The organism is Frankia sp. AgB1.9, assembly GCF_016786355.1.
Lineage (GTDB): Bacteria > Actinomycetota > Actinomycetes > Frankiales > Frankiaceae > Pseudofrankia.
The window spans coordinates 25,484-45,016 of record NZ_JADWYX010000077.1 but is presented as its reverse complement, the minus strand read 5'-3'; the positions used below and the strand labels follow the sequence as shown (position 1 = coordinate 45,016).

Sequence of the window (19,533 nt, the reverse complement as noted above, 5' to 3'; positions counted from 1 at the left end):
GCCTGACCGATTCCGGCCCGGGAGACCGGCACCGGGGCATCGCCGGCCCGGTCATCCGATGGGTGACCGGGCCGGCCCCCCAACGTCACCGCCCCCCGCGGGGGCCCCGGCCGCGCCTCTCGCGCGTGCGGCGCCTTCCGGGCTTCGACCCGACCGGGGCGCGGCTCGCGGCCTCCCGGCTGGGCGGTACGCCGCTGGTCGCGTTCTGGCTGCTGATCGTCGCGATCCTCGTCCTGCCGATCGTCCTGTTCCTGTTGAACGCCTTCCTGCCGCGGCTGTTCGGCCAGGGGCAGGCGTGGTTCACCCTCGCCGGTTTCCGCGCCGCGTTCACCGGCGTCCTGTTGCGCGGAACGCTCGACTCGCTGCTCGTCGGCGTGATCAGCGCGGTGGTCGCGGCCGGGACAGGATTCGTGGTGGCCTGGCTGACGGGGCGTACCGATGTACCGGGCCGTCGGGTGTGGCCCGGGGCGATGTTCGTGCTGCTCCTCGCCCCGAGCTACCTGATCGCGCTCGGCTGGGAACGGCTGCTGGAGCCGGCGGGCGTGCTCGACCTGTTCGGAGTTCCCGACGCGACGGCCCGCCGGCTGCTGTACGGGCCGGTCGGGGTCATCGTCGTGCTGACCGTCAAGGGTGTGCCGTTCGCGTACCTGGCGATCTCGGCGGCGCTGCGCGGGCTGGGTGAGGAGTTCGAGGCGGCGGTCCGGGTGCACGGCGGTGGTCGGGTCGCCGCGCTGCGGGTCGTCGTCGCGCTGCTCGCCCCGGCGGTCTGGTCCGCGCTGGCGATCGTGTTCGCCGAGTCGGTCAGCGACTTCGGTGTCGCGGCGACGCTCGCCAACGACGCCCACTTCCCGGTCGCGACCTACACCCTCTACAACGCCGTCGACGCGTTCCCGGTGCGGTTCGCCGTCGCGGCGGCTGTCGGCTGGGTGCTGCTGGGCCTCGCGGGAATCGCGCTGGCCGCCCAGTCGCTGGCCCTGCGCGGCCGCAGCTACCAGGTTCTCGGCGGCCGCAGCCGACCGGCGCGCCGGCACGTCCTGTCGCCGCCGGCGAAGGTTGGCGCCGTGGTCTTCCTCGCCGCCGTCCTCATCGTCGGGCTGGGCGTACCCGCCTTCGGCGCCGTGTCGGCGTCACTGATCAACGGGCTCGGCTCGCTGGCCGGCGGCCACGGCCTCACCCTCGCCAACTACGACCGCGTGTTGCGGAACGCCGACATGCGGGCGTCGCTGGCCTTCTCGGCCAGGCTCGCCGCGATCACGGCGACCGCGGCGACCGCGCTCGGCCTGGTCACCGCCCGACTGCTTACCCAGCGAGGGAGCCAGGTCGGTGCACGCGTCCTGGACATGGTGCTGCTCACCGCGGTGGCGCTGCCCGGGATCGTGTTCGCCGCCGGCTACATCTTCACCTACAACCTGCCGTGGGTCGCCCATGCGGGCATCCACCTGTACCAGACGACGACGCTGCTGGTCCTGGCCTATGTCGCCACGGCGCTGCCACCGGTCTCCCGCGTGCTGGTCGGTGCGGTGGGCCAGGTGCAGGACTCCCTGCGGGCCGCCAGCCGCGTTCACGGCTCGGGCGCGCTGGGCTCGTGGCTGCGGGTGGTGCTGCCGCTGCTGGCCCGGCCGCTGGTCACCGCCTGGCTGCTGACGTTCGCCGCGACGCTGCTGGAGCTGCCGGTCTCGCAGCTGCTCTACCCGCCGAACCATCCCCCGGTCGCGGTCGGTATCGAGAAGGCGCTGGCCAACTACGACTTCGGCGGTGGCACGGCGATGGAGGTCATCGCGATCGGTCTAGCGCTGGCCGTCGTCGCCGTGGCGTGGGGTCTGTACCGGCTGCTGTCCCCCGCCGGCTGGCGCCGCGTCGGAACCACCCGGTGAGCGTGGCCCTCGGCCGCGACCGCCACCAGCCCGCCACCCAATCCGAGCGGAAGGAAACCTCGTGACGGCTACCGCCGCATCCGACGCTCCTTCGAGCCGCGGCCATCGGCTGCGGGTCGCTGGAGCGGTCAAACGCTACGGCCAGGTCACCGCGCTGCACGACGTCGGGCTGGACATCGCCGCCGGCCGGTTCCTCGTCCTGCTCGGCCCGTCCGGCTCCGGCAAGTCCACGCTCGCCCGGCTGCTCGCCGGTGTCGAGAAGCTCACCGACGGCACCATCCGCCTGGGCGACACTCTGGTCGCCGACGGCCGCAGCCACCTTCCGCCCGAGCGGCGCGACCTGGCGATGGTCTTCCAGGACTACGCGCTGTGGCCGCATCTGACCGCCGCCGGCAACGTCGCCTACGCGCTGCGCCGCCGCAGGCTGCCGACAGCCGAGGCTCGCCGCCGCACCCACGCCGCACTGGAGCGAGTGGGCCTCGGCGCGCATGCCGACCGCTACCCGCATGAGCTCTCCGGCGGTGAGCAGCAGCGCGTCGCGCTCGCCCGCGCCGTCGTCGCCGAGCCGGGCCTGCTCCTGTTCGACGAGCCCCTCTCCAACCTGGACGCCGACCTGCGCGAACGGCTGCGCGTCGAGATCGCCACGCTGACCCGCGAGTGCGGCGCGACCGCCGTCTACATCACCCATGACCAGTCCGAGGCGTTCGCGCTGGCCGACGAGATCGCGGTTCTCGACCGCGGCCGGCTCGTGCAGCTGGCCACCCCCGAGACGGTCTACCGTCGACCGGCGACGCCGTTCGTCGCCCGTTTCACCGGCCTCGCGGGCGAGCTGCCCGGCAGCCTCGCCACCGCCAGCGACCAGGTCGCGACCGTTCGCGTCGCGGGACGCACCGTCACGGGCCGCCTGACCGGCGACGCCGGGCCCGAAGAAGCCGTCAGTCTCCTGGTCCGTCCGGCTGCCACCCACCTGCTCCCGGCGAGGCCGGGCGACGCGGACACCGCCGGCGACGGGCTACCCGGAACGGTCCTCGACCTCGCCTACCGCGGCCGCGGCTACGACCATGTGATCGTCACTCCCGCCGGCACGCTCACGTCCGTCTTCGACCAGCACCCCTACGCCCGCGGGACCGCCGTGACGGTGTCGCTCGACCCGGACGGTTGCTTCGTGTTCCCGGCCAAGCCGGAACCCGTCGGCCTGGTCAGCGTGCCCGATCTGCGGTCGCCGCCGCCCGGCCCGAGCTCGAGCCCGCTGCGCGTCCCTGCGTGATCTGTCCGTGCGAGCGGCGGACGTCGACCCGGCCGTCCTGATCTTCCGGCCGGCGGCCCACGCCGCCTGCCCCCGATCGTTCGCCATCAGATCTAACAGTCGTTAGACTCACGACGAATTGATCGGTCGTCCACCGACGGATGCCCGCGCACGATGCGTCGAAGGGCGACCGCGTCCCAGTCCAGGCATCGTGGTTCGAGTGAGCCTGTCCCCGCCGGGACAGCTGGGAGGTCGCATGACCACCGCATCGCTGTTCATTGCTGTGTTCCTCGCCTGCGCGGTCGAGGCCGTCGAGGCGACGACGATCGTGCTCGCCGCCGGTACCGCCCGCGACCGGCGTTCGACGGTCCAAGGCCTGTTCTGCGCCCTGATCGTTCTCGCCGTGGTCGTCGCCGCGCTCGGACCTGCTCTCACCGCCGTGCCGCTGTCCGCGCTACGAGTCGTCGTCGGCACCCTGCTGCTGATCTTCGGCCTGCAGTGGCTGCGCAAGGCGATCCTGCGCGCGAGCGGGCACAAGGCGCTGCACGACGAGAACGCGCTCTACGAGCAGCAGCTGGCCGAGGCCCGGCTGGCCGCGGCGACCAGCCGCGGCGTGGTCCGCGACTGGTACGCCTTCACCTTGTCGTTCAAAGGTGTCCTGCTGGAGGGTCTGGAGGTCGCGTTCATCGTGGTCACCTTCGGCTCCAACCAGCACGACATCCCGACGGCGGCGATCGCGGCCGTCGCCGCCGTTGTCGTCGTCGCGGGGGCTGGGCTCGCGGTTCGAGCGCCACTGGCCCGGGTGCCCGAGAACACCATGAAGTTCGTCGTCGGCGTGATGCTGACCGGCTTCGGCACCTTCTGGGCGGCCGAGGGCGCCGGCGGCCGCTGGCCCGGCTCCGACGCGGCCCTTCTGATCCTCGTGCCGGCGATCGGCGTCTTCGCACTCGGTCTCGTCGCCATCCTGCGCCGACACCCGGCTTCACCGGCCCTGAGCGGCGCCGCACCCGCCCCGAAAGCGAGCTGACCGATGACCGCGAAGATCCGCGCGTTCTTTGCCTTCTGGTACGACTTCATCGTCGGCGACGACTGGCGCGTCGCCCTCGGGGTCGCGCTCGGGGTCGCCGCGACCGGTGCGATCCACACCGCCATCCCGGCCTGGTGGCTGCTCCCGCTCGCGGTGGCCGTCCTACTCCCGTTCACGCTCTGGCGGGCAAGCCGGTCGCATTGACTCGCCGGGTGGTCTCGCTTACTCGGTCGCCGGCCGACCAGCACCGCTGTTCCGCCCTGCGAACGTCTGCTCGGCTCTTGCCGAACCACCGGATCTGAACGCCGCGGGACGTAACCCTCCGTTACGGACGAACGTCCCGGCAGCGGGCCGCTCTGTCACGGTGTTCCGCTCCTGGATTTTGCGTGCGGCAGCGCTCATCGATTCGTGGGGCGGGGCGCGTTGATACCGGGTGTAGCGGGGGTGTGCGAGATCGGAGGCGCGGGCGGGTGCGGGACGGGGAGCAGGCGTTCGAGGAGTTCGTGACCGCGGCGGCGGACCGGCTGCTGTTGAGCGCGATCCTGCTCGTCGGTGGTGACCGCGCGGCTGGCGAGGACCTGCTCCAGGGGGCATTCGAGCGCTGCTACCTGCATTGGGCGAGATCGCCGACGGCAACCCCGAGGCCTACGTGCGCAGGGCGCTGGTCAACGCGGCGACGAGCCGTTGGCGGCGGCTGCGAGCGCGGGTCCCCGAGGTTCCGTTGACCTGGGGCGGGGAGCCGGATATGGCTGCCGCGGATCACGCCGATCGGCTGGCGGTCGCCGACGGGCTGATCCGGGCGTTGCGGACGCTCCCGCCCCGCCAACGGGCCGTGGTCGTGCTGCGTTACCTCGACGACCTGCCCGAGAGCGAGGTCGCGGCGGTGCTTGGCTGCTCGGTCGGGTCGGTCCGCAGTCAGGCGTCGCGGGGCCTGGCGCGGCTACGCGACAGCGAGCATCTGCACCTACTCGCCGCCGCCCGCCCCGCCGACCAAGACCCGCGCGGGAGGGCGTTTCCAGCGTCGGCCGCGGATGTGCTGACGAACGATCCCCGCGGGGGCAGGACGGCGGTTCCCCCGCGGCCGCCGAGCGCGGAGACGAGATCGAGCCAGCGCGCGGCGAAGGAGGGGCGGCGGTGACAGCGACCGAGGACCTCGAAGGAGTGGCCGCCCGGCTACGCGCCTCACGGGACGCGCTGCCCCCGGTGGCGGTCGGTGAGCGGTTCGCGGTGGACGTGCGGGCGGGGGCGCGCCGGCGCCGCCGCCGGGGCGTCGCGGCGGCAGCGTCGGCGCTCGTGGTCGTCGTCGCGGTCGCCGCGCCCGTCGGCCTGCGCGTAGAGGATTCCGGAACAGTGGTGGGGCCGGCCGCGACCATCGCCGAGACGAGCCCACCGCGGGCCGACGCGGGCTGGGGTGGAATCCGGATCGGCTGGTTGCCGGCGGGCACGACGCATCTGGGCGACGCGGGCGGACCGAACGGCCAAGGGATTGGCAACGAGACCGACCAGCCCGGCACAGGCGTGGCGTACACCGGACACCAGGACGCGATCTACGTCAGCTCGTTCACCCAGGCGAGCGAGAAGGACTCCCTGCTGCGGATCGTGGTGAGCTGGGCTCCTCAAGAGGACTTCGTGGCGTCGTCCCTGTTGGAAGGGGGAACGCCGATCACCGTGCACGGACAGCCGGGCCGGCTCTACGACGGGGGCCTGGCGTCGCGAGCGGGCGCGCCGCCGGACTACCGCGCGGGCCTGACCTGGCGGGAGGCCTCGGACGGGCCGGTAGTAGCGGTCACCGCGCAGGGCGCCGCACCGGTGGACACCGGGGCCCTGCTGCGAGTCGCGGAGAACATCACGGTCGTCGGCGAGCCCGGCGCGGTGCAATCGACGACGAGGGAGCAGATCCAGGCGGCGTTCACTACGGCGCTCGGGCACCCCCCGGCACCGGACGACGCCTGGGTACGCGCTGTCGAGAACGGTCCGAAGCTACTGAAGGCCCGCCAGCAACTGCTCGCATCGTTCCCCCACCTCTCGGCAAACGTGACCGCCACGGTCACGCATGCGGTATGGACCGGGCCGGACACGATCCGGGTAGACCTCACCTACGCGTACAACGATCCGACGACGCCGATCGCGAAGGACCTCGCCCGCCAGGGGACGAACCGCAGCGGTCACGTCGAGGAGGGCGAAATCGGTCTGGAGGCCGTCCGGGTCGACGGCCATTGGTTGGTCACTGCTCGGTCCTACTGCACCATCCTCGTCTCACTGGTAACCGACGCTCCGGGGTGCGGGTAGCGCACCTTCCGCCCTGCGACCGACTGAAGAAACGATCGTCATCGCCAGGAATCGGGAGGGCGCCGACGCGCCTGTGCCGTCAATGGGCATGTGGGCAATGGTCGCCTCTGATCACCTGAGGACCAAAAGCCCTGCAGGACAGGGGTTTGCGCACCCGACCGGCACGAATGCGAACCTCCCCAGTGTGACCGGCCCAACCATCACCATCCCCGCCAGCCACAGCAAGATCCGCCGCGACGGCTACCTCGGCAACACCCACTGGCGCGCGCGACCTGCACAAACGAACCACCCGATCCAGCACGACAACGAACGAACCACCGAATCCGACCACCGCGATAGGTAACCCACCGCCACCAGCAACGGCAGGCGTCACCAAAGAAGGTCGAGACCAGCAGCTTCGGCCGCGCGACCTGCTAGCCGAGGCGTGCATAGGCGCGGGCGGTCGCGGCCAACTCGGCGCCGGACGGTTCCCGGGTCAACGCCGGCTCGTCGAGCTGCACCCAGCTGAAACCGGTTGCGGCCAAGTCGGCGAGCAGCTGGGCGTACTGCTCGACCAAGGTCGTCGAGCAGGTCCAGTGGCCGAAGGCCGCCCGGCGCACCCGCGGCCGGCTTGGCCAACAGCAGGAAGGTGACCGGGCCGACGACTACCGGCCGGGTCTCGACCCCGACCTCCCGAGCCTCCCGGTACTCACGCAGCGGCTTGTCGTCAGCGAGCCGGAATCTCGTCGACGGGTCGAGCTCGGGTCATCTCCAGCAGCGCGACCGCGTCGGCGCCACGAGCCATTGCGAAATACCGCTCCAGCGCTGTTGCTGGGGAGCCGTCCGCGCCGGACAAGCCGCGGAAGCGGTCCGGAACGGCGTCGAAGAGCACGGCCGTGTCGAGGACCTGGTCGTAGGAGGACAACGTGTTCGACGGGATGGCGTCGAGCCCCGCGGCAGCCGGTCGAGAAGCGCACTGTCGGGCGGACCTACACCGCGCAGACAGGATGGCGTGGCGGCTGTCAATTTGCCTCACACTCACCTACGGCCGGGTTCATGGCGACGGCCCCGATCGACCCGAGCAGGTATGGCCACCCGCGGGCGGCGCGGCACGCGATCCACTTCCCGAAGCTGATCGACCGGTTCTGGCAGAACCCGCGCCGCGCGATCGGCTGGGATGTCCAATTTCCGATACTTCGTCGCCTTCGAAGCACAACGCCGGCTCGCGCCGCGCTCGACGGGGCTTATGGAAGGATCATGTTTATGATCCAGACGTTATCGTGGCGAACCATGAGGAACTGATGACTACCGCTGTCACACCGCTCACCAGCCTCTCCGTCGCTGGTATAGCACTCCGAATATTTCACTTCTATCACAGGAGACCCATTACGAACACCTGAACCTTCTACTGAAATGTTCTTTATTTGGACATTTTCGTAGCCTGCCTCGAACTGCTGCCGCGTAGTTTGCGATGCAAATCCAGGGCCGAGTTCATCATAGGCTCTGCCTAGTTGATGGTCGTTCACAAAATTAAAGTATGCGTCCAGGGTCTTTTCGATTCCCTTCGAGTCTCCAGTACTTGCTGGGACATTGAGCGAGACACCTGAAGTGAGTATTGAGCCATGATATTTTAGGAGCAGAATAATTGCGACGACAATGGCGGCGAACCCCATGAAGACTACAATTGGGGAGGAGAATTCATCATCTCCACCCTGATAATTGCCACCGGGGCGCCCAAAGATGCGCAGCTCGGAGACCGGACCGCGGCGTTGAGTAGGGTTGTGAATCTGAGGGTGGGGCTCGTTGTCTTCGGCCTGATCGGACGCCCGCGCGCTAATCATTTGCCGGTTAAGATCACTGAGGGATCTTGGCTCAGACGGTGGAATGCTCCGAACAGCCTGAACGAATCGCTTCGTAAATGCAGTCGCCAGCGCTCCCTGAGGCGCTCTTGCGGCGTCCTCTCTGCTCGAGGCCAGCAGGAGTGCAACTCCTTGACTTCCCCCGATGTGAGCAAAAGCCGGCACTGCGGCTCCGGCGTAGCATGCGTCGATTATAAGATAGATGCGCATGAACCTTGCAGCCATACTGACTGCTTCTGCGAGAGCCGCGGCCGAAATTGCCGATCCCCTAGGCAGTTCCTTGGAGCTTTTAGCGACGTAGAGGTAATATTGATTATCGATCCCAGGTGAGTCCCCGTGACCGATGTAGTAAATGACCACGTCACTCGGGCGCCCCCGGGAAAAGTCGGTTCTGGTGAGAAAATTATGAATCTCCATCAGTTGAACGTTCGCGTTTAGGGGTTCATCGAAAAGATCCAGAGTATATTCTGTTGTAATCCCAAGTTTCGGAAGAATTCTCTCTAGGGTCGAATGGGACCCGCGCAGAGTGGCTGAGTCGAGGTCTTGCCAGCCGGGCCACTCGCTGGCGCCAATCAGAATCGCTGCCGTTCTGACGTTTGACAGATCGGGATTCGTGCCATCACTCATCTTCGGAGTGGTGCTGGTCGATGAATTCAGCTAGCTGTTTTCCGAGCTCACTGGCTGAGCGGCTACTTATTTTGTCGACCGACAGAGATGATTCGCCGCTCTTAAATACTACTTCCGATGTTGATCGCCGCGCGAGCCACGACCTGACTCCCAGAGCAACGGCGCCTATAGACGGCGTTTGGAGGATTAGAATCAAGGTGGCTCCGATATCCTGTGCTTCAGGGTCAGACCGCATGAACTCGATATCAGCCTCGGGTTCCTCGTCAAGAATAAAGTCGCGCAGCTCTCGCGCCATCCTGCTCTTCTCGCCGTTCGGTGCTCTCTCGATTTGTAGCAGCAACCGATGCTCGGTCACGAGACGTCCCCCTGTTCCTCCGGCCTCTATTACCTTTTTAGCCTTGCGCCAGTTGGCCTCGCCTCTGGCTAATCGGCTATCTTAGCGACCGGATCTTGCGGAGGTGCTCAAGGTGCCGACAGTCTCGACTTCGCTCGCAGTAGAACATGCGAGGTTACGAAGGTCGGTAGGTCCCTCCGGGATCACGCCCAGGCCCCCTGACCCGGTAGAACGGCTGTGCTTGGTAGCAAGCATTGACCCCATCCGCCCTGGTCAATGAAGTCGCTACCAGGATCGGTAAGATCATTTGTCGATGATCGGAACACCAGAGGTCATGCAGGCCGTCAGCCGAGTCACTTGGAGTGTCCAAACTCGCTTCACCACCAGGTGGAGGCCTTGGTGACCGGCGGGTCTGGCGTAACAATCCAGATGCCAGACCGGCCTACGCAGGCGCGGCTCCAGGTCGCCAAACACCGCGACCCGACGCTGTCCCACGGGGGGATGCGGACCGGCGTCGCCTCTGCGCTCCTCGATCACTCGTGGGCCAGGACTGTGGAACGACGCGGCCGATTGGTTGCGACACCTGCGATACCGGGAGGGATCGGCTAGTCCCGTCGACAACGAGGACTCGGACGGCTCTACCGCGGCAGCCTGGCGAGGGAGTATGGCAGCCATACTCCGCTGCCAGCGAAGATGAAAGGCCGGCGGGGCTGATCCACATCGACCCCACTGAGCTGCATAAACGGACCTTCGGGCCGTCGGGAGCTCGAACTGCCTCTGGCTGTCTTGTGGGAGGCGAGGTGGACGTTGTGGACCGGTCCGGGGCTCGAGGCGCCGACTCTCGGCGCGACGGCGACCTTTCGGGTCGGACGGCTCAGAAGGCGGGGGGGATCCGCGGCGCCGCTGCCTTGGCGGAGCCGGCGCTGCGGGCCCGCGAGCGGCGGTAGCGCGGCAATCAGCCGGTGATCGCGGTCATCACCGCCGTGTAGCCGTTGAGCTGCCCGCGTGCGTTGGGTGGTGCAAGGCTTCGATGTCCCCGGGATCAAGCCGTTCAGCCACGATGATGGTGAGCATTGCTGGACGCCCGATACGCGAACAACAAGATCGAAGCCGATCACGGCCGGCTGAAGGCACGGCTGCGGCCGATGCGAGGACTGAAACGTCTCCGCTCCGCTCAGGTCATCGGAGCCGGGCACGCCTTCGTCCAGAATCTCCGCCGCGGCCACTACGAACTCGGCACCGATGCCGAACCCCGTCACCGACTCGCAGCCGCGTTCACCGAACTCGCCCTGACTCTCTGAGCAGGCAACCGGCCCGTCCGAGCCCTGCCCCGGGCCAGCTCAATGCAACAGCGCCCTTCCGAGGGCTCGGCCCGAGACCCGACTCGCCGCGTACGAGTTCCGCCAATCTTCGATCACTCTGTGTAATCCTCGCCGGGCGTCCCGGACCTGGCTGGGACGTGGGACCGCGCTGTGCCGGTCCATCAAGGTCTGCCGCCGGCCCGCCAGAGTCTCGGGTCTCGGCGGGTGACCACGCCGAGGAGCGAGCATGTCGAGACGTCCAGCGCGGCGCCGCGAGCGGCTGCTCGCATCAGCCGGATCCGCGGGCCCAATGGCCTGGCCCGTCGCGGCCGTGGTCGCGCTGACCGTGTTGACTGCGACGGCGGCGCCGGCGATGGCCGTCGCGAGGCCCGCTGCCGGCGATCCGTCCGCTTCCGGCAGACTCCCACTCGCCGCAGCGACACTGACTCCCGCGATCACGGTCGCCACGTCCGCGGCCCCGGGCTCGTTCTCCGGCGCCGGGCAGACGCTCGACTTCTCCTACCTGGTGACGAACAGCGGCGACACCCCGCTCACGAACGTCGTCGTCCACGACGCGCTCGCGGGCGTGTCTCCGGTGACCTGCACGGCCGCGGAACTGGTCCCGGGGGCAACCACCAACTGCGGCGCCACCTACGTGACGACCCAGGCGGACGTCGACCGCGGACGGGTCGTGAACACCGCGGTCGCGAACGGCACGCCGCCGTCCGGCCCTCCGGTGACCTCCGCCCCGGCGCACAGCCTCACGTCCACCGCGCTGCCCGGCTCGCTCAGCATCACTGGCTCGGCGGACCAGCCCTCTTTCAGCGCCAGCGGCACTCCACTGAGCTTCACCTTCGTCGTGACCAACACCGGCGCCGCGCCGCTGAGCGAGGTCTCCATCCTGGAGACGAGCCGGCCCGGCCCCGCGGCCACCTGCCCGGCGCAGGTACTCGCGCCCGGTCAGTCGATGACCTGCGCCCTGCAGACAACCTCGACTCCCGCGGACCTCGACCGAGGAGCGATCTACATCAGCGCCGTCGCCAGCGGCCGGCTCCCGGCCGGCCAGTGGGTGACCTCGGCACCGACGACGGCCTCCGTGCCCGCCGTTCAGAAGCCGAGCCTTCAGTTGACCCCGGTGTTTGCCAGTAGCTTCAGCGCGGCCGGCCAGCGGGTCAATTTCACCTACAGCACGTTCAACACCGGAAACGTCACCCTGACCGGGGTGCGACTCGTGTCGTCCCGATCAACTTCTGGACCGGTGAGCTGCGCGCAGACGCTGCCGGCGGGCCAACGCCCCTCCTGCAGTGTCTCGGCCGTATCGACCCAGGCCGACGTCGCCGCCGGTTTCCTCGCGAACGTGGCCTACCTCGTCGGGTTCGACCCCGCGGGCGTGCTGGTCGCGTCGCCGCCGTCGGCCGCCTACACGCCGAGCACCGGTGGCCCGCCCGTCCCGCCCGCCACTGGCGCGCTCTCCCTGGCCAAGTCCGTCGCGCCAGCCACGTTCACCGGCACGGGCCAGACGCTGGACTACTCCTACCTGGTGACGAACACCGGCGTGGTCGGGCTGTCCGACGTCGACGTCCTGGACGGCCTGCCCGGGCTGAGCCCGGTCACCTGCCCGGCGACGACGCTGGCCGCCGGCGCGGCGATGACCTGCACCGCCTCCTACGTCACCGGCGACGCCGCCGCGAACGCCGGCCAGGTCAACAACGTCGCGATCGCCTACGGATCGGTGCCGGGCGCTCCGCCGGTGGTCTCCCCCGCGGCGGCCACGACGACGCCGGGCCCACCCCCGCGACAGCCCAGTCCAGGCATCGCGCTGGTGGCGCAGGTGCAGCCGACCACCTTCTCCGCCGTGAACCAGTCGCTGAGCTACTCGTACCTGGTGACGAACACCGGCGATGTCCCGCTGGATGTGAGGCTCACCGAGGCGCTGCACACGACTCCGGTGTCGTGCCCGAGCGGTCCACCTCTGCCGCCTGGTGTGTCGATGATCTGCACCGCCCAGCACAACACGGACGTTCAGGACCTCGCCCGGGGCTCGGTGTACAGCCTCGCGGTGGCGACCGGCCAGGGCGCCTCCGGGCCACCGGTGACCTCGACGCCCTTCCGGACGACCGCGACGCTGGTGCCAGCGACGATCTCGCTGACGAAGTCCACGGCCCAGAGGTCCTTCACCGGGCCGGGCGAGCAGATCGACTACACCTACCGCGCGACGAACACCAGCAGCCAGCCGCTGACCAACGTGTTCGTGTACGACGCGCTGGCGGGTGTGTCGCCGCTGCGCTGCGACGCGACGGCCCTCGCCGCGAACCAGTCGATGAGCTGCACCGCCAGCTACGTGACGACACAGGCCGACGTCGACAAGGGCACCCTCAGCAACAGCGCGTGGGCGGCGGGCACGCCACCGTCCGGTCTGTCGGTCGTCTCCGAGCCGGCGATCACGACGTTGTCGGTGTCGGTCCTGTCGCTGGTGAAGACCGTCAACGCGACGTCCTTCACTGCGGCGGGTGAGCGGCTGACCTACCTCTACATCATCACCAACGGCGGCCCGGTCACACTCAGCAAGCTCGTGGTCAACGACCCGATGCCCGGCCTGTCGGCCGTCGACTGCCCGGTGACGACTCTCGCCGTCGCCGTGACGACGATCTGCACGGCGAACTACGTGACCACACAGGCGGACGTCGACGCGGGGAAGGTCGAGAACGTGGCAACCGCGAGCGCGACGCCAAATTCCGGCTCCACGGTGACCTCGAAGCCCTCGATCACCTCGATCCCCCTGCACTCCGGCACCGGGCCCACTGGGCCGCCCGGTCCGGCTGGTCCTGCCGGACCCGCTGGACCGGCTGGGCCCGTAGGACCCGCAGGACCGGTAGGACCTGCTGGACCCGCAGGACCGGAAGGGCCTGCTGGGCCGGCAGGACCCGATGGACCCGATGGACCCGATGGACCCGATGGACCCGCAGGACCCGCAGGACCCAGTGGGCCCGCCGGACCTGCCGGACCTGCCGGACCCGTTGGACCTACGGGGCCGACTGGGCCTCCCGGACCACCAGGTCCGGCCAAGGACTGGAAGATCGACATCGGGAAGATCCGTATTCCAGGTTGACCGGCTCCCTCGTCTCCGAAATCCGCGTGACCGGCCGCCACAAGATCGAACCGATCTTCCGCATCCCGACATACAGCCCAGAGGCCGAACCGCCGACCGCGACCCATACAGATCAGGACGATCTTCGCAACCATACACACAGGCGTAGTGACGGTATGCAGGTTCGCACCTTGCCTGGATTGGTGCACCCGACCGCCACGAATGCGAACCTCCCCAGCGTGACCGGCCCAACCATCACCATCCCCGCCAGCCACAGCAAGATCCGCCGCGGCGGATATCTCGGCAACACCCACTGGCGCGCGCGACCTGCAGAAACGAACCACCCGATCCAGCACGACAACGAACGATCCGCCGAATCCGACCACCGCGATGTGTAACCCACCGCAACCAGCGGCAGCGCCCCATGGCCCGCCACCACGCGGCGACGCCACCGTCCGCCACGCACGCCCCGACAGACGGCCCGTCCGCAGCGAGACCCAGACGGCCTGTCCGGGTGCCAGAGGCCTGCCAGCGGCGTGGTCTCGGCAGTCGTCGACAACCCGGCATTGATCGGCACCGCCGTGACCGAGGCGAAGTTCGCGATCCGTGGCGAAGAGGTAGGTGGCACGAGTTTCGGGTTCCCGGGGCCGCCGGGCGGCGCACTGGGCGGCCAGCATCCCATGCTCGGGTCGCCCGGGCGGTAGCCGCCGAGCCAGGTTCGGCCCGGTCAGCGAGCCCCTACTTTCGCCGCAGGCTCGCCGCGCCGACGATCCCGGACGACCAGTCCACGTTCCCCACCTCGCCGTGACGGTCGAAACACCACCCGGTGCAGCCTCGGCCACACCCCCACCCGCGACCACTGCTGGAACCGCCGGTGCGCGGTCGCCGGCGACGTGGACCGGGTACTCGCGGCCAGCCAAACAAGGCCAGGCAGGAACCTGGCCCATCGCACGCGCGGCGCCCGTCAAACCACCTGTGAACAGCCAGACTAGACACGACCCTGCCCCGGCCGATCACCTCCGCAGTTCCATGGCTGGCCTGGTCGGCGCTATCGCTCGTTTTCGGCGGGAGTGGCCGAACGGAGCGCGCCCCGAGGCCTCCCTCAGCAGGGCGGGCAGACGACGCTTCGCTGCGTGTGAGTTGGTGCCGGCGAGTGTTCAGGGCGCGGAGGGCAACCACGACAACGGCGCCAACAACCCCTCAGGCAACCGTGTGTTCTCGTTCCCCCGCGCCACGTCCAGCTGATCCTGCGTCAGCCCGAGGACGCCGGTCAGGTCCAGTCCGCCCAGCATGGCCTGGGCCAGGTCCGCGCCGATCAGATCGGTGCCGACGAGGGTCGCCGCATCCAGTGCGGCGCCGGTCAGGTTCGCCCCGTTCAGCAGGGCGCCCATCAGATTCGCCTCTTCCAGGTGGGCATTGGTCAGGTTCGTCCCGACGAGGCGGGCACGGCTGAGATCCGCCAACATGACACCGGCATCCATAAGGTTCGCCTCCTGCAAGTTGGCGCCAGTGAGGTTCGCATGGATCAGGTCGGCGCCCGTCAGGTCCGCCCCTTCTAACGTGGCACCGGAAAGATCTGTGTCGGTCAGCCCTGCGCTGGTCAGGTCCGCGCCGATCAACACGGCCCCCGTGAGGTTCGCGTCATCCAACTGGGCGCCGGCCAGATTCACCTTGGCCAGCATCGCGCCGCGCAGCCATGCGCCCGTGAGATCAGCGCGCGGGACATCCAGCCGGCCAGGGAGACGCCCGAGGACCGTCAGGGCGGCCTGCACATCGGTATCCGGCGTGTCCGGCCCAGCGGCACGCGGTGCGCCGGTCGGACCGGGCGGGGGCAGGCGGGTGTGCTCGCGGACGAACGCGGACAGCACCTCCACAACCGTGCGCTGGTCGGCCGGCGAATCGACCGCGATCCGCTCCAACGCATACAGCCCCCCAAGCCTCCCGTCGACCGTGCCCGCGCCCAGCAACCCGATCGCCGTCGCATACAACTCACGCACGTGGGTGTTCAGGTCCGCGGCCCGCTCACGGACGTCGGCAGCCTCGTTCGCCCGCTTCGTCTCCTCGTTCGCCGCCTTCACCTCCGCATTCGCCGCCTTCACCTCCGCGTTGGCCTGGCGCGTCTCATCCAAAGCGATCAACGCACCCGCGACCGCCGTGAGCGCCGCCGCCGCCGTCAAGAGCGCGCCTTGCAACGCCGCGCGGGCTTGGACCGCCCCGTCACTCGAGCCCGGATACATCTGGGGCGGCAGATGCCAGATCGCGACCACCGCCGCGACCGCCCCCAGGCCAGCGACACCGGCCACTGTCAACAGCCACCGCCGCCCGGAACGCCGAGCCGCCCCGCGATCGCTCATAGGGCTGGGTTGTACTCCACGCCACCGATCTCCAACAGTCCCGAGTGGAGGATCTATCCGGGCCGGAGTCCTGACGTCGTGACCGACGATCACGCGGCTGCCCGGCCGCCGCCGTTGTCGGCAGCAAGCAGTCGGTGAGGACCCAGCTGCAGAGGTGCTGACGGTTAGTGGTGGGCGGCGATGGCGGCGGGTGGCGGTGCGCTCAGGTCGTCGTCCGGGCCGAGGCGGACCGCGTCCAGCATCGCCGTCCACGACGTGCGGCCCGGTTCGAGCGCGGCCACGAACGAGTACGGCCAGCCCGGGATCACCTGGGCCTGCCCTTTGCCCCGGCCATAGGTGTGGCAGAACATCCGACCCGGACTGGTCGCCGCCTCGGGGCGTAGCCACGGGCTGACGTCAACCGCCAGCATGATCCGGCCGTCGTCGGACCAGGGTAACGGCAGCCCCGCCAGGTCGCGTCGCAGCCGGCCGGTATCAAGCAGGCCATGGTTCCCCGCGTCGTATAAGGCCCCGTGTCCCCGACGGTGCTCCGGCGCCAGCGACAGCCCCACCAGTGTCCGGACCGGACCGTCAGCGCACAGCACCGCGTCGGTCAACTCGAACAGCGTGTCCGCCCGCCGGGACAGGCAGCCATGGAAGTCCCGACGAAAGCGACACAGCACCCCGATGTCCTCGACGCCCGGCAGATCCCGCGGCAAGCTGTCCCCCAACGACCTCCGTTTGATCTTGTGACTTTGGCGAGAAACATGATCAATCGAAGGTCGTGCCATGTCAGCCTGACACGCGCACCCCACCGACCCGGCACGGACAAGGGCAAGCCAACGCGGATCGAAGGTTAAACGGCAAGCTAAGGAATCCGCGCGGCACGTAACCTGCGCCGACGAACGCCCACGCCGGCAGTCTGCGTGGTCGGGGTCGAGTCCCTGGCGGTGCGCCCGTTCTGACCTGGCCAGACAACCCCGGGGGCTATACGGCTCTCATCGTCGCGGGGCATGGATCGGCACGCCTGGGTCACGGACCTGCCCCGTGGCTGACGGACGGATTCCGGCGCGCAGGCCCCGAAGGCCTATCTCGTGGAGACAATCCCCCCACCGGTCGGCAGGTTGCTGCTTTCATGGCGGATGTGGCCCAGCAGGGTCGACTGATCACGGGGGCAGAGAGTGAAAGGCGTCATCTCCAGCGGGGTTGTGTTTTTCCCGCTCATCGCCATAGCTTTGGCTGGGGTGATCCGGGCCGTCCGCCGGCATCGGCGTGAAGAGCGGTACGACCTGCCGCCGGCCGCGCCGGCCTGGACCGACGTCGGTCCCAAGGTCGGCCGTGTCCGGCGCCGTTCGGCGGTCTGGCGAGCGGCGGTGGTCACCCGCCGGATCCTGGTCGGTGCGGGCGTTCTCATCTTCCTGGCCGACTACTTCGCGGCCGAGAGTCCGACCGGCGACCGGCACGTCGGTGGCGTCCTCTACTTCACCGCGGTCGGGGGGATCGTGGCCAGCGGACTGGCGCTTACTCCGCTCTGCCGTGCCTTCCGGGACCCGCTTTATGCCGGCGAGGTGTACGGCACGGACGAGCGTCGCCCGACCAGCGTCATCGGCCTCGGCCTCCGCTTCGCCGCGAACCTGCTGCTCGTACCGGTGATCATCACCGCCGTGGCGTACTGGATAGGCGATGTGGTCACCGTCGGAACACGGGGTCAGGACGCGGTCCTGGGCCTGGTTCCCCGCTACGGCCTCGTCGTCGCGCTCCTCGCCGTGCTCGGGACGGCCGCGGTGGCGCTCGACCGGCTGGGACTGCGCATCCTGACCGCGGAGGCACACACGCTGATCGTGCAGGATCCGCGCCCGCCGATTCTGTACCTGCGCAGTTTCGGCGACGACGCCGTCTCGGTCGAGGCGGCCGGTCCCAGCAGGCGCGGCCTTTCGGGCAAGCTGACTCTTCGCAGGAAACGACCCTTCGAGGAGATCTTCGCCTGGCGTGTCGCCCGGTATGGCCCGCTGATCGCGGTCAACGACCCGCGCATCAGGCTTCGTACTCTCGGCGCGGCCAAGATGCATCTCGCCATGGACGGCTGGGAGCCCAGGGTCGAGGCGATCGCCGCGAAAAGCCTCGCGGTCATGGTCTCCGCCGCACCGGCCACGACGAACCAGGGCCTGCTGTGGGAACTCCAGATGATCGCGGAGAGGCTGGCGCATCAGCGCGTCATTCTGGTGCTGCCACCGCGGCGGAAAGACGAAGCCGGAGCGAACTGGGCCGCGTTCTGCGCCGTCGTCTCCGGCTGGTCCTTCTTTGACGGAGCACGCGCCTTGAATCCAACCGGCGCCGCGCATCTCCTGGTGCACGTTCCTGGCGAGGGCTGGCAGGCCTGGGGCGCGGCGACCCGCACTGAATGGACCTATGCCCTTGCCATCGCCGGCGCCCTGGACCACGCGACGAAAGCCTGGCAGCGGACAGCCCCATGGCTCGCCCACGCCCTGCAGGTGTCCATCGCCGCGCATGCTGGATTGGTGCCGGCGACCGTCCGCGCTGGGTTGCGATGCATGTACGCCGGGGTCGTCCTGACCCTTCTGAATACCCTGGTGACCGTGCCCATGCTGGCCCGGTACTACGACGCCGCCGCTGCGCGAGACGCGATCCAGAACCCAGCCTACGGTGACCTCGACGGCAGCGTCGGCATGATGGAGACCAGCTGGTTCATCGTGGGTGGACTCGTGACGACGGCCGCGTGGGCGTGGATCGCGTTGCGGTGCCAGCGGGGAAACAACTGGGGCAGAGTCCTGGCCCTCGGCGGCTGCATTCTCGGCACGCTCTTCGTGCTGGCCAAGCTGGACCTCGACATTCGCGCGCATTCCTGGGCCGGCGTGATAGATCTGACGACGGCACTCGCCGGAGTCGCAGGCATCGTGCTGATGTGGGTCACGCCGTCCGAGGCACATTTCGGCTCACCCTCACGCGCGGTCCCGATGCCACAGTCCGTGTGGGCCGCACTGCGGATCATGTATCTCGGCATGGCGCTGACCCTGGCGGACGTCGTCTACATCGGTTACACCCGCTACCTCGGATATCGGGATGTCACGGAGCATGGCAGCGCAATTGTCGCCCATGAGGAGCTCGCACGGCTCACCTTCAAGCTCATGCTGGTGGCCATCGGCGGTCTGGTCTGCGAAGGGCTCTGGCTCTCGTCAGTGCTGGGTTGCCGCCGGGGCGGCGGCTGGGCGCGAGTTCTCGCCACCGTCTATTTCGGCCTGGCGGCCCTCGGTATCGTCATTCGGTTGTTCGTCGAAACAACCATAGGTGGCCGCCTGTTGGATCTAACCGTTCTCCTCATCGCCGCGGTCGCTCTCGGTCTGCTGTGGCACAAAGAATCGGGCCGCTACTTTCGGCCTGAGCTCGGCCCGGGGTTCAGTTATCCGGCTCCTTCAGGTTGGTCCCGCTGAACCGCGGAATCATCACGAGTAGGGTTCCTCGCCCCGCCACATCACGGGTGGCGTGTACATCCGGTCGGGGCGAGCTGGGCAACAGGGAAAGTCAGCGTGGTGTTATGAAACGTTGGACCGTGGGCCG

Annotated in this window: 14 protein-coding genes and 4 pseudogenes; 12 read left to right on the top strand and 6 right to left on the bottom strand. The window is 68.9% G+C overall.

The annotated features are described in order from the left end of the window. Positions 1-125 precede the first annotated feature (125 nt). From I6A60_RS43710 to I6A60_RS26790, 6 genes and pseudogenes are all read left to right on the top strand, one after another. The gene (locus tag I6A60_RS43710; protein WP_203055724.1) at positions 126-1,874 is read left to right on the top strand and encodes an iron ABC transporter permease; all 1,749 of its coding nucleotides are present in this window, start codon (positions 126-128) and stop codon (positions 1,872-1,874) included. A 61-nt stretch (positions 1,875-1,935) separates the two neighbouring features. Further along, on the top strand, positions 1,936-3,141 hold the full coding sequence (locus I6A60_RS26810) for an ABC transporter ATP-binding protein (protein ID WP_203015942.1): 1,206 nt from the start codon (positions 1,936-1,938) through the stop codon (positions 3,139-3,141). Positions 3,142-3,376: 235 nt separating this feature from the next. Continuing rightward, the gene (locus tag I6A60_RS26805) at positions 3,377-4,147 is read left to right on the top strand and encodes a COG4280 domain-containing protein (RefSeq protein ID WP_203015943.1); all 771 of its coding nucleotides are present in this window, start codon (positions 3,377-3,379) and stop codon (positions 4,145-4,147) included. A gap of 3 nt (positions 4,148-4,150) precedes the next feature. Next, complete coding sequence (locus I6A60_RS26800; RefSeq protein WP_013426296.1) at positions 4,151-4,351, top strand: hypothetical protein; 201 nt, start codon at positions 4,151-4,153, stop codon at positions 4,349-4,351. A 266-nt stretch (positions 4,352-4,617) separates the two neighbouring features. Continuing rightward, positions 4,618-5,285 (top strand): annotated as a pseudogene (locus I6A60_RS26795) (SigE family RNA polymerase sigma factor). Next, positions 5,282-6,436 carry a hypothetical protein gene (locus tag I6A60_RS26790; RefSeq protein ID WP_203015944.1) on the top strand — a complete coding sequence of 385 codons (1,155 nt, stop codon included), beginning with the start codon at positions 5,282-5,284 and terminating at the stop codon, positions 6,434-6,436. The pseudogene I6A60_RS26795 and the gene I6A60_RS26790 overlap by 4 nt, the downstream one beginning before the upstream one ends. 413 nt (positions 6,437-6,849) lie before the next feature. On the opposite strand, the gene I6A60_RS43705 is transcribed toward I6A60_RS26790, so the two are convergent. Beyond that, positions 6,850-7,035 carry a hypothetical protein gene (locus tag I6A60_RS43705; protein WP_203015945.1) on the bottom strand — a complete coding sequence of 62 codons (186 nt, stop codon included), beginning with the start codon at positions 7,033-7,035 and terminating at the stop codon, positions 6,850-6,852. Positions 7,036-7,078: 43 nt separating this feature from the next. Further along, a pseudogene (locus I6A60_RS42045) lies at positions 7,079-7,340 on the bottom strand (5-methyltetrahydropteroyltriglutamate--homocysteine S-methyltransferase); the annotation flags it as partial. Between I6A60_RS42045 and I6A60_RS43700 the strand changes: the two are divergent. After that, a complete protein-coding gene (locus tag I6A60_RS43700; RefSeq protein WP_307873887.1) occupies positions 7,244-7,717 on the top strand; it encodes a replication initiator in 474 nt (157 codons plus the stop codon). The pseudogene I6A60_RS42045 and the gene I6A60_RS43700 overlap by 97 nt on opposite strands. Here I6A60_RS43700 and I6A60_RS26775 read toward each other — a convergent pair. Both I6A60_RS26775 and I6A60_RS26770 read right to left on the bottom strand, forming a co-directional pair. Next, the gene (locus I6A60_RS26775; RefSeq protein WP_203015948.1) at positions 7,660-8,901 is read right to left on the bottom strand and encodes a hypothetical protein; all 1,242 of its coding nucleotides are present in this window, start codon (positions 8,899-8,901) and stop codon (positions 7,660-7,662) included. The genes I6A60_RS43700 and I6A60_RS26775 overlap by 58 nt on opposite strands. Beyond that, positions 8,894-9,256 carry a hypothetical protein gene (locus I6A60_RS26770; RefSeq protein WP_203015950.1) on the bottom strand — a complete coding sequence of 121 codons (363 nt, stop codon included), beginning with the start codon at positions 9,254-9,256 and terminating at the stop codon, positions 8,894-8,896. Before I6A60_RS26770 ends, I6A60_RS26775 begins: the two co-directional genes overlap by 8 nt. Positions 9,257-10,311: 1,055 nt before the next feature. Here I6A60_RS26770 and I6A60_RS26765 point away from each other — a divergent pair. From I6A60_RS26765 to I6A60_RS26750, 4 genes and pseudogenes are all read left to right on the top strand, one after another. Then, positions 10,312-10,536, top strand: a pseudogene (locus tag I6A60_RS26765) (DDE-type integrase/transposase/recombinase); the annotation flags it as partial. Between the two features lie 247 nt (positions 10,537-10,783). Beyond that, on the top strand, positions 10,784-13,645 hold the full coding sequence (locus I6A60_RS26760; RefSeq protein ID WP_203015952.1) for a hypothetical protein: 2,862 nt from the start codon (positions 10,784-10,786) through the stop codon (positions 13,643-13,645). Next, the gene (locus tag I6A60_RS26755) at positions 13,642-14,022 is read left to right on the top strand and encodes a hypothetical protein (RefSeq protein ID WP_203015954.1); all 381 of its coding nucleotides are present in this window, start codon (positions 13,642-13,644) and stop codon (positions 14,020-14,022) included. Before I6A60_RS26760 ends, I6A60_RS26755 begins: the two co-directional genes overlap by 4 nt. 138 nt (positions 14,023-14,160) lie before the next feature. Continuing rightward, complete coding sequence (locus I6A60_RS26750; protein WP_203015955.1) at positions 14,161-14,328, top strand: hypothetical protein; 168 nt, start codon at positions 14,161-14,163, stop codon at positions 14,326-14,328. Between the two features lie 453 nt (positions 14,329-14,781). On the opposite strand, the gene I6A60_RS26745 is transcribed toward I6A60_RS26750, so the two are convergent. Beyond that, entirely contained in the window at positions 14,782-15,978 is a 1,197-nt protein-coding gene (locus I6A60_RS26745) for a pentapeptide repeat-containing protein (protein WP_203015956.1), read from the bottom strand. A 197-nt stretch (positions 15,979-16,175) separates the two neighbouring features. Continuing rightward, a pseudogene (locus I6A60_RS26740) lies at positions 16,176-16,748 on the bottom strand (transposase); the annotation flags it as partial. 777 nt (positions 16,749-17,525) lie between these two features. On the opposite strand from I6A60_RS26740, the gene I6A60_RS26735 reads away from it, so the two are divergent. Further along, entirely contained in the window at positions 17,526-19,406 is a 1,881-nt protein-coding gene (locus I6A60_RS26735) for a hypothetical protein (protein ID WP_203042532.1), read from the top strand. Positions 19,407-19,533: the final 127 nt, after the last annotated feature.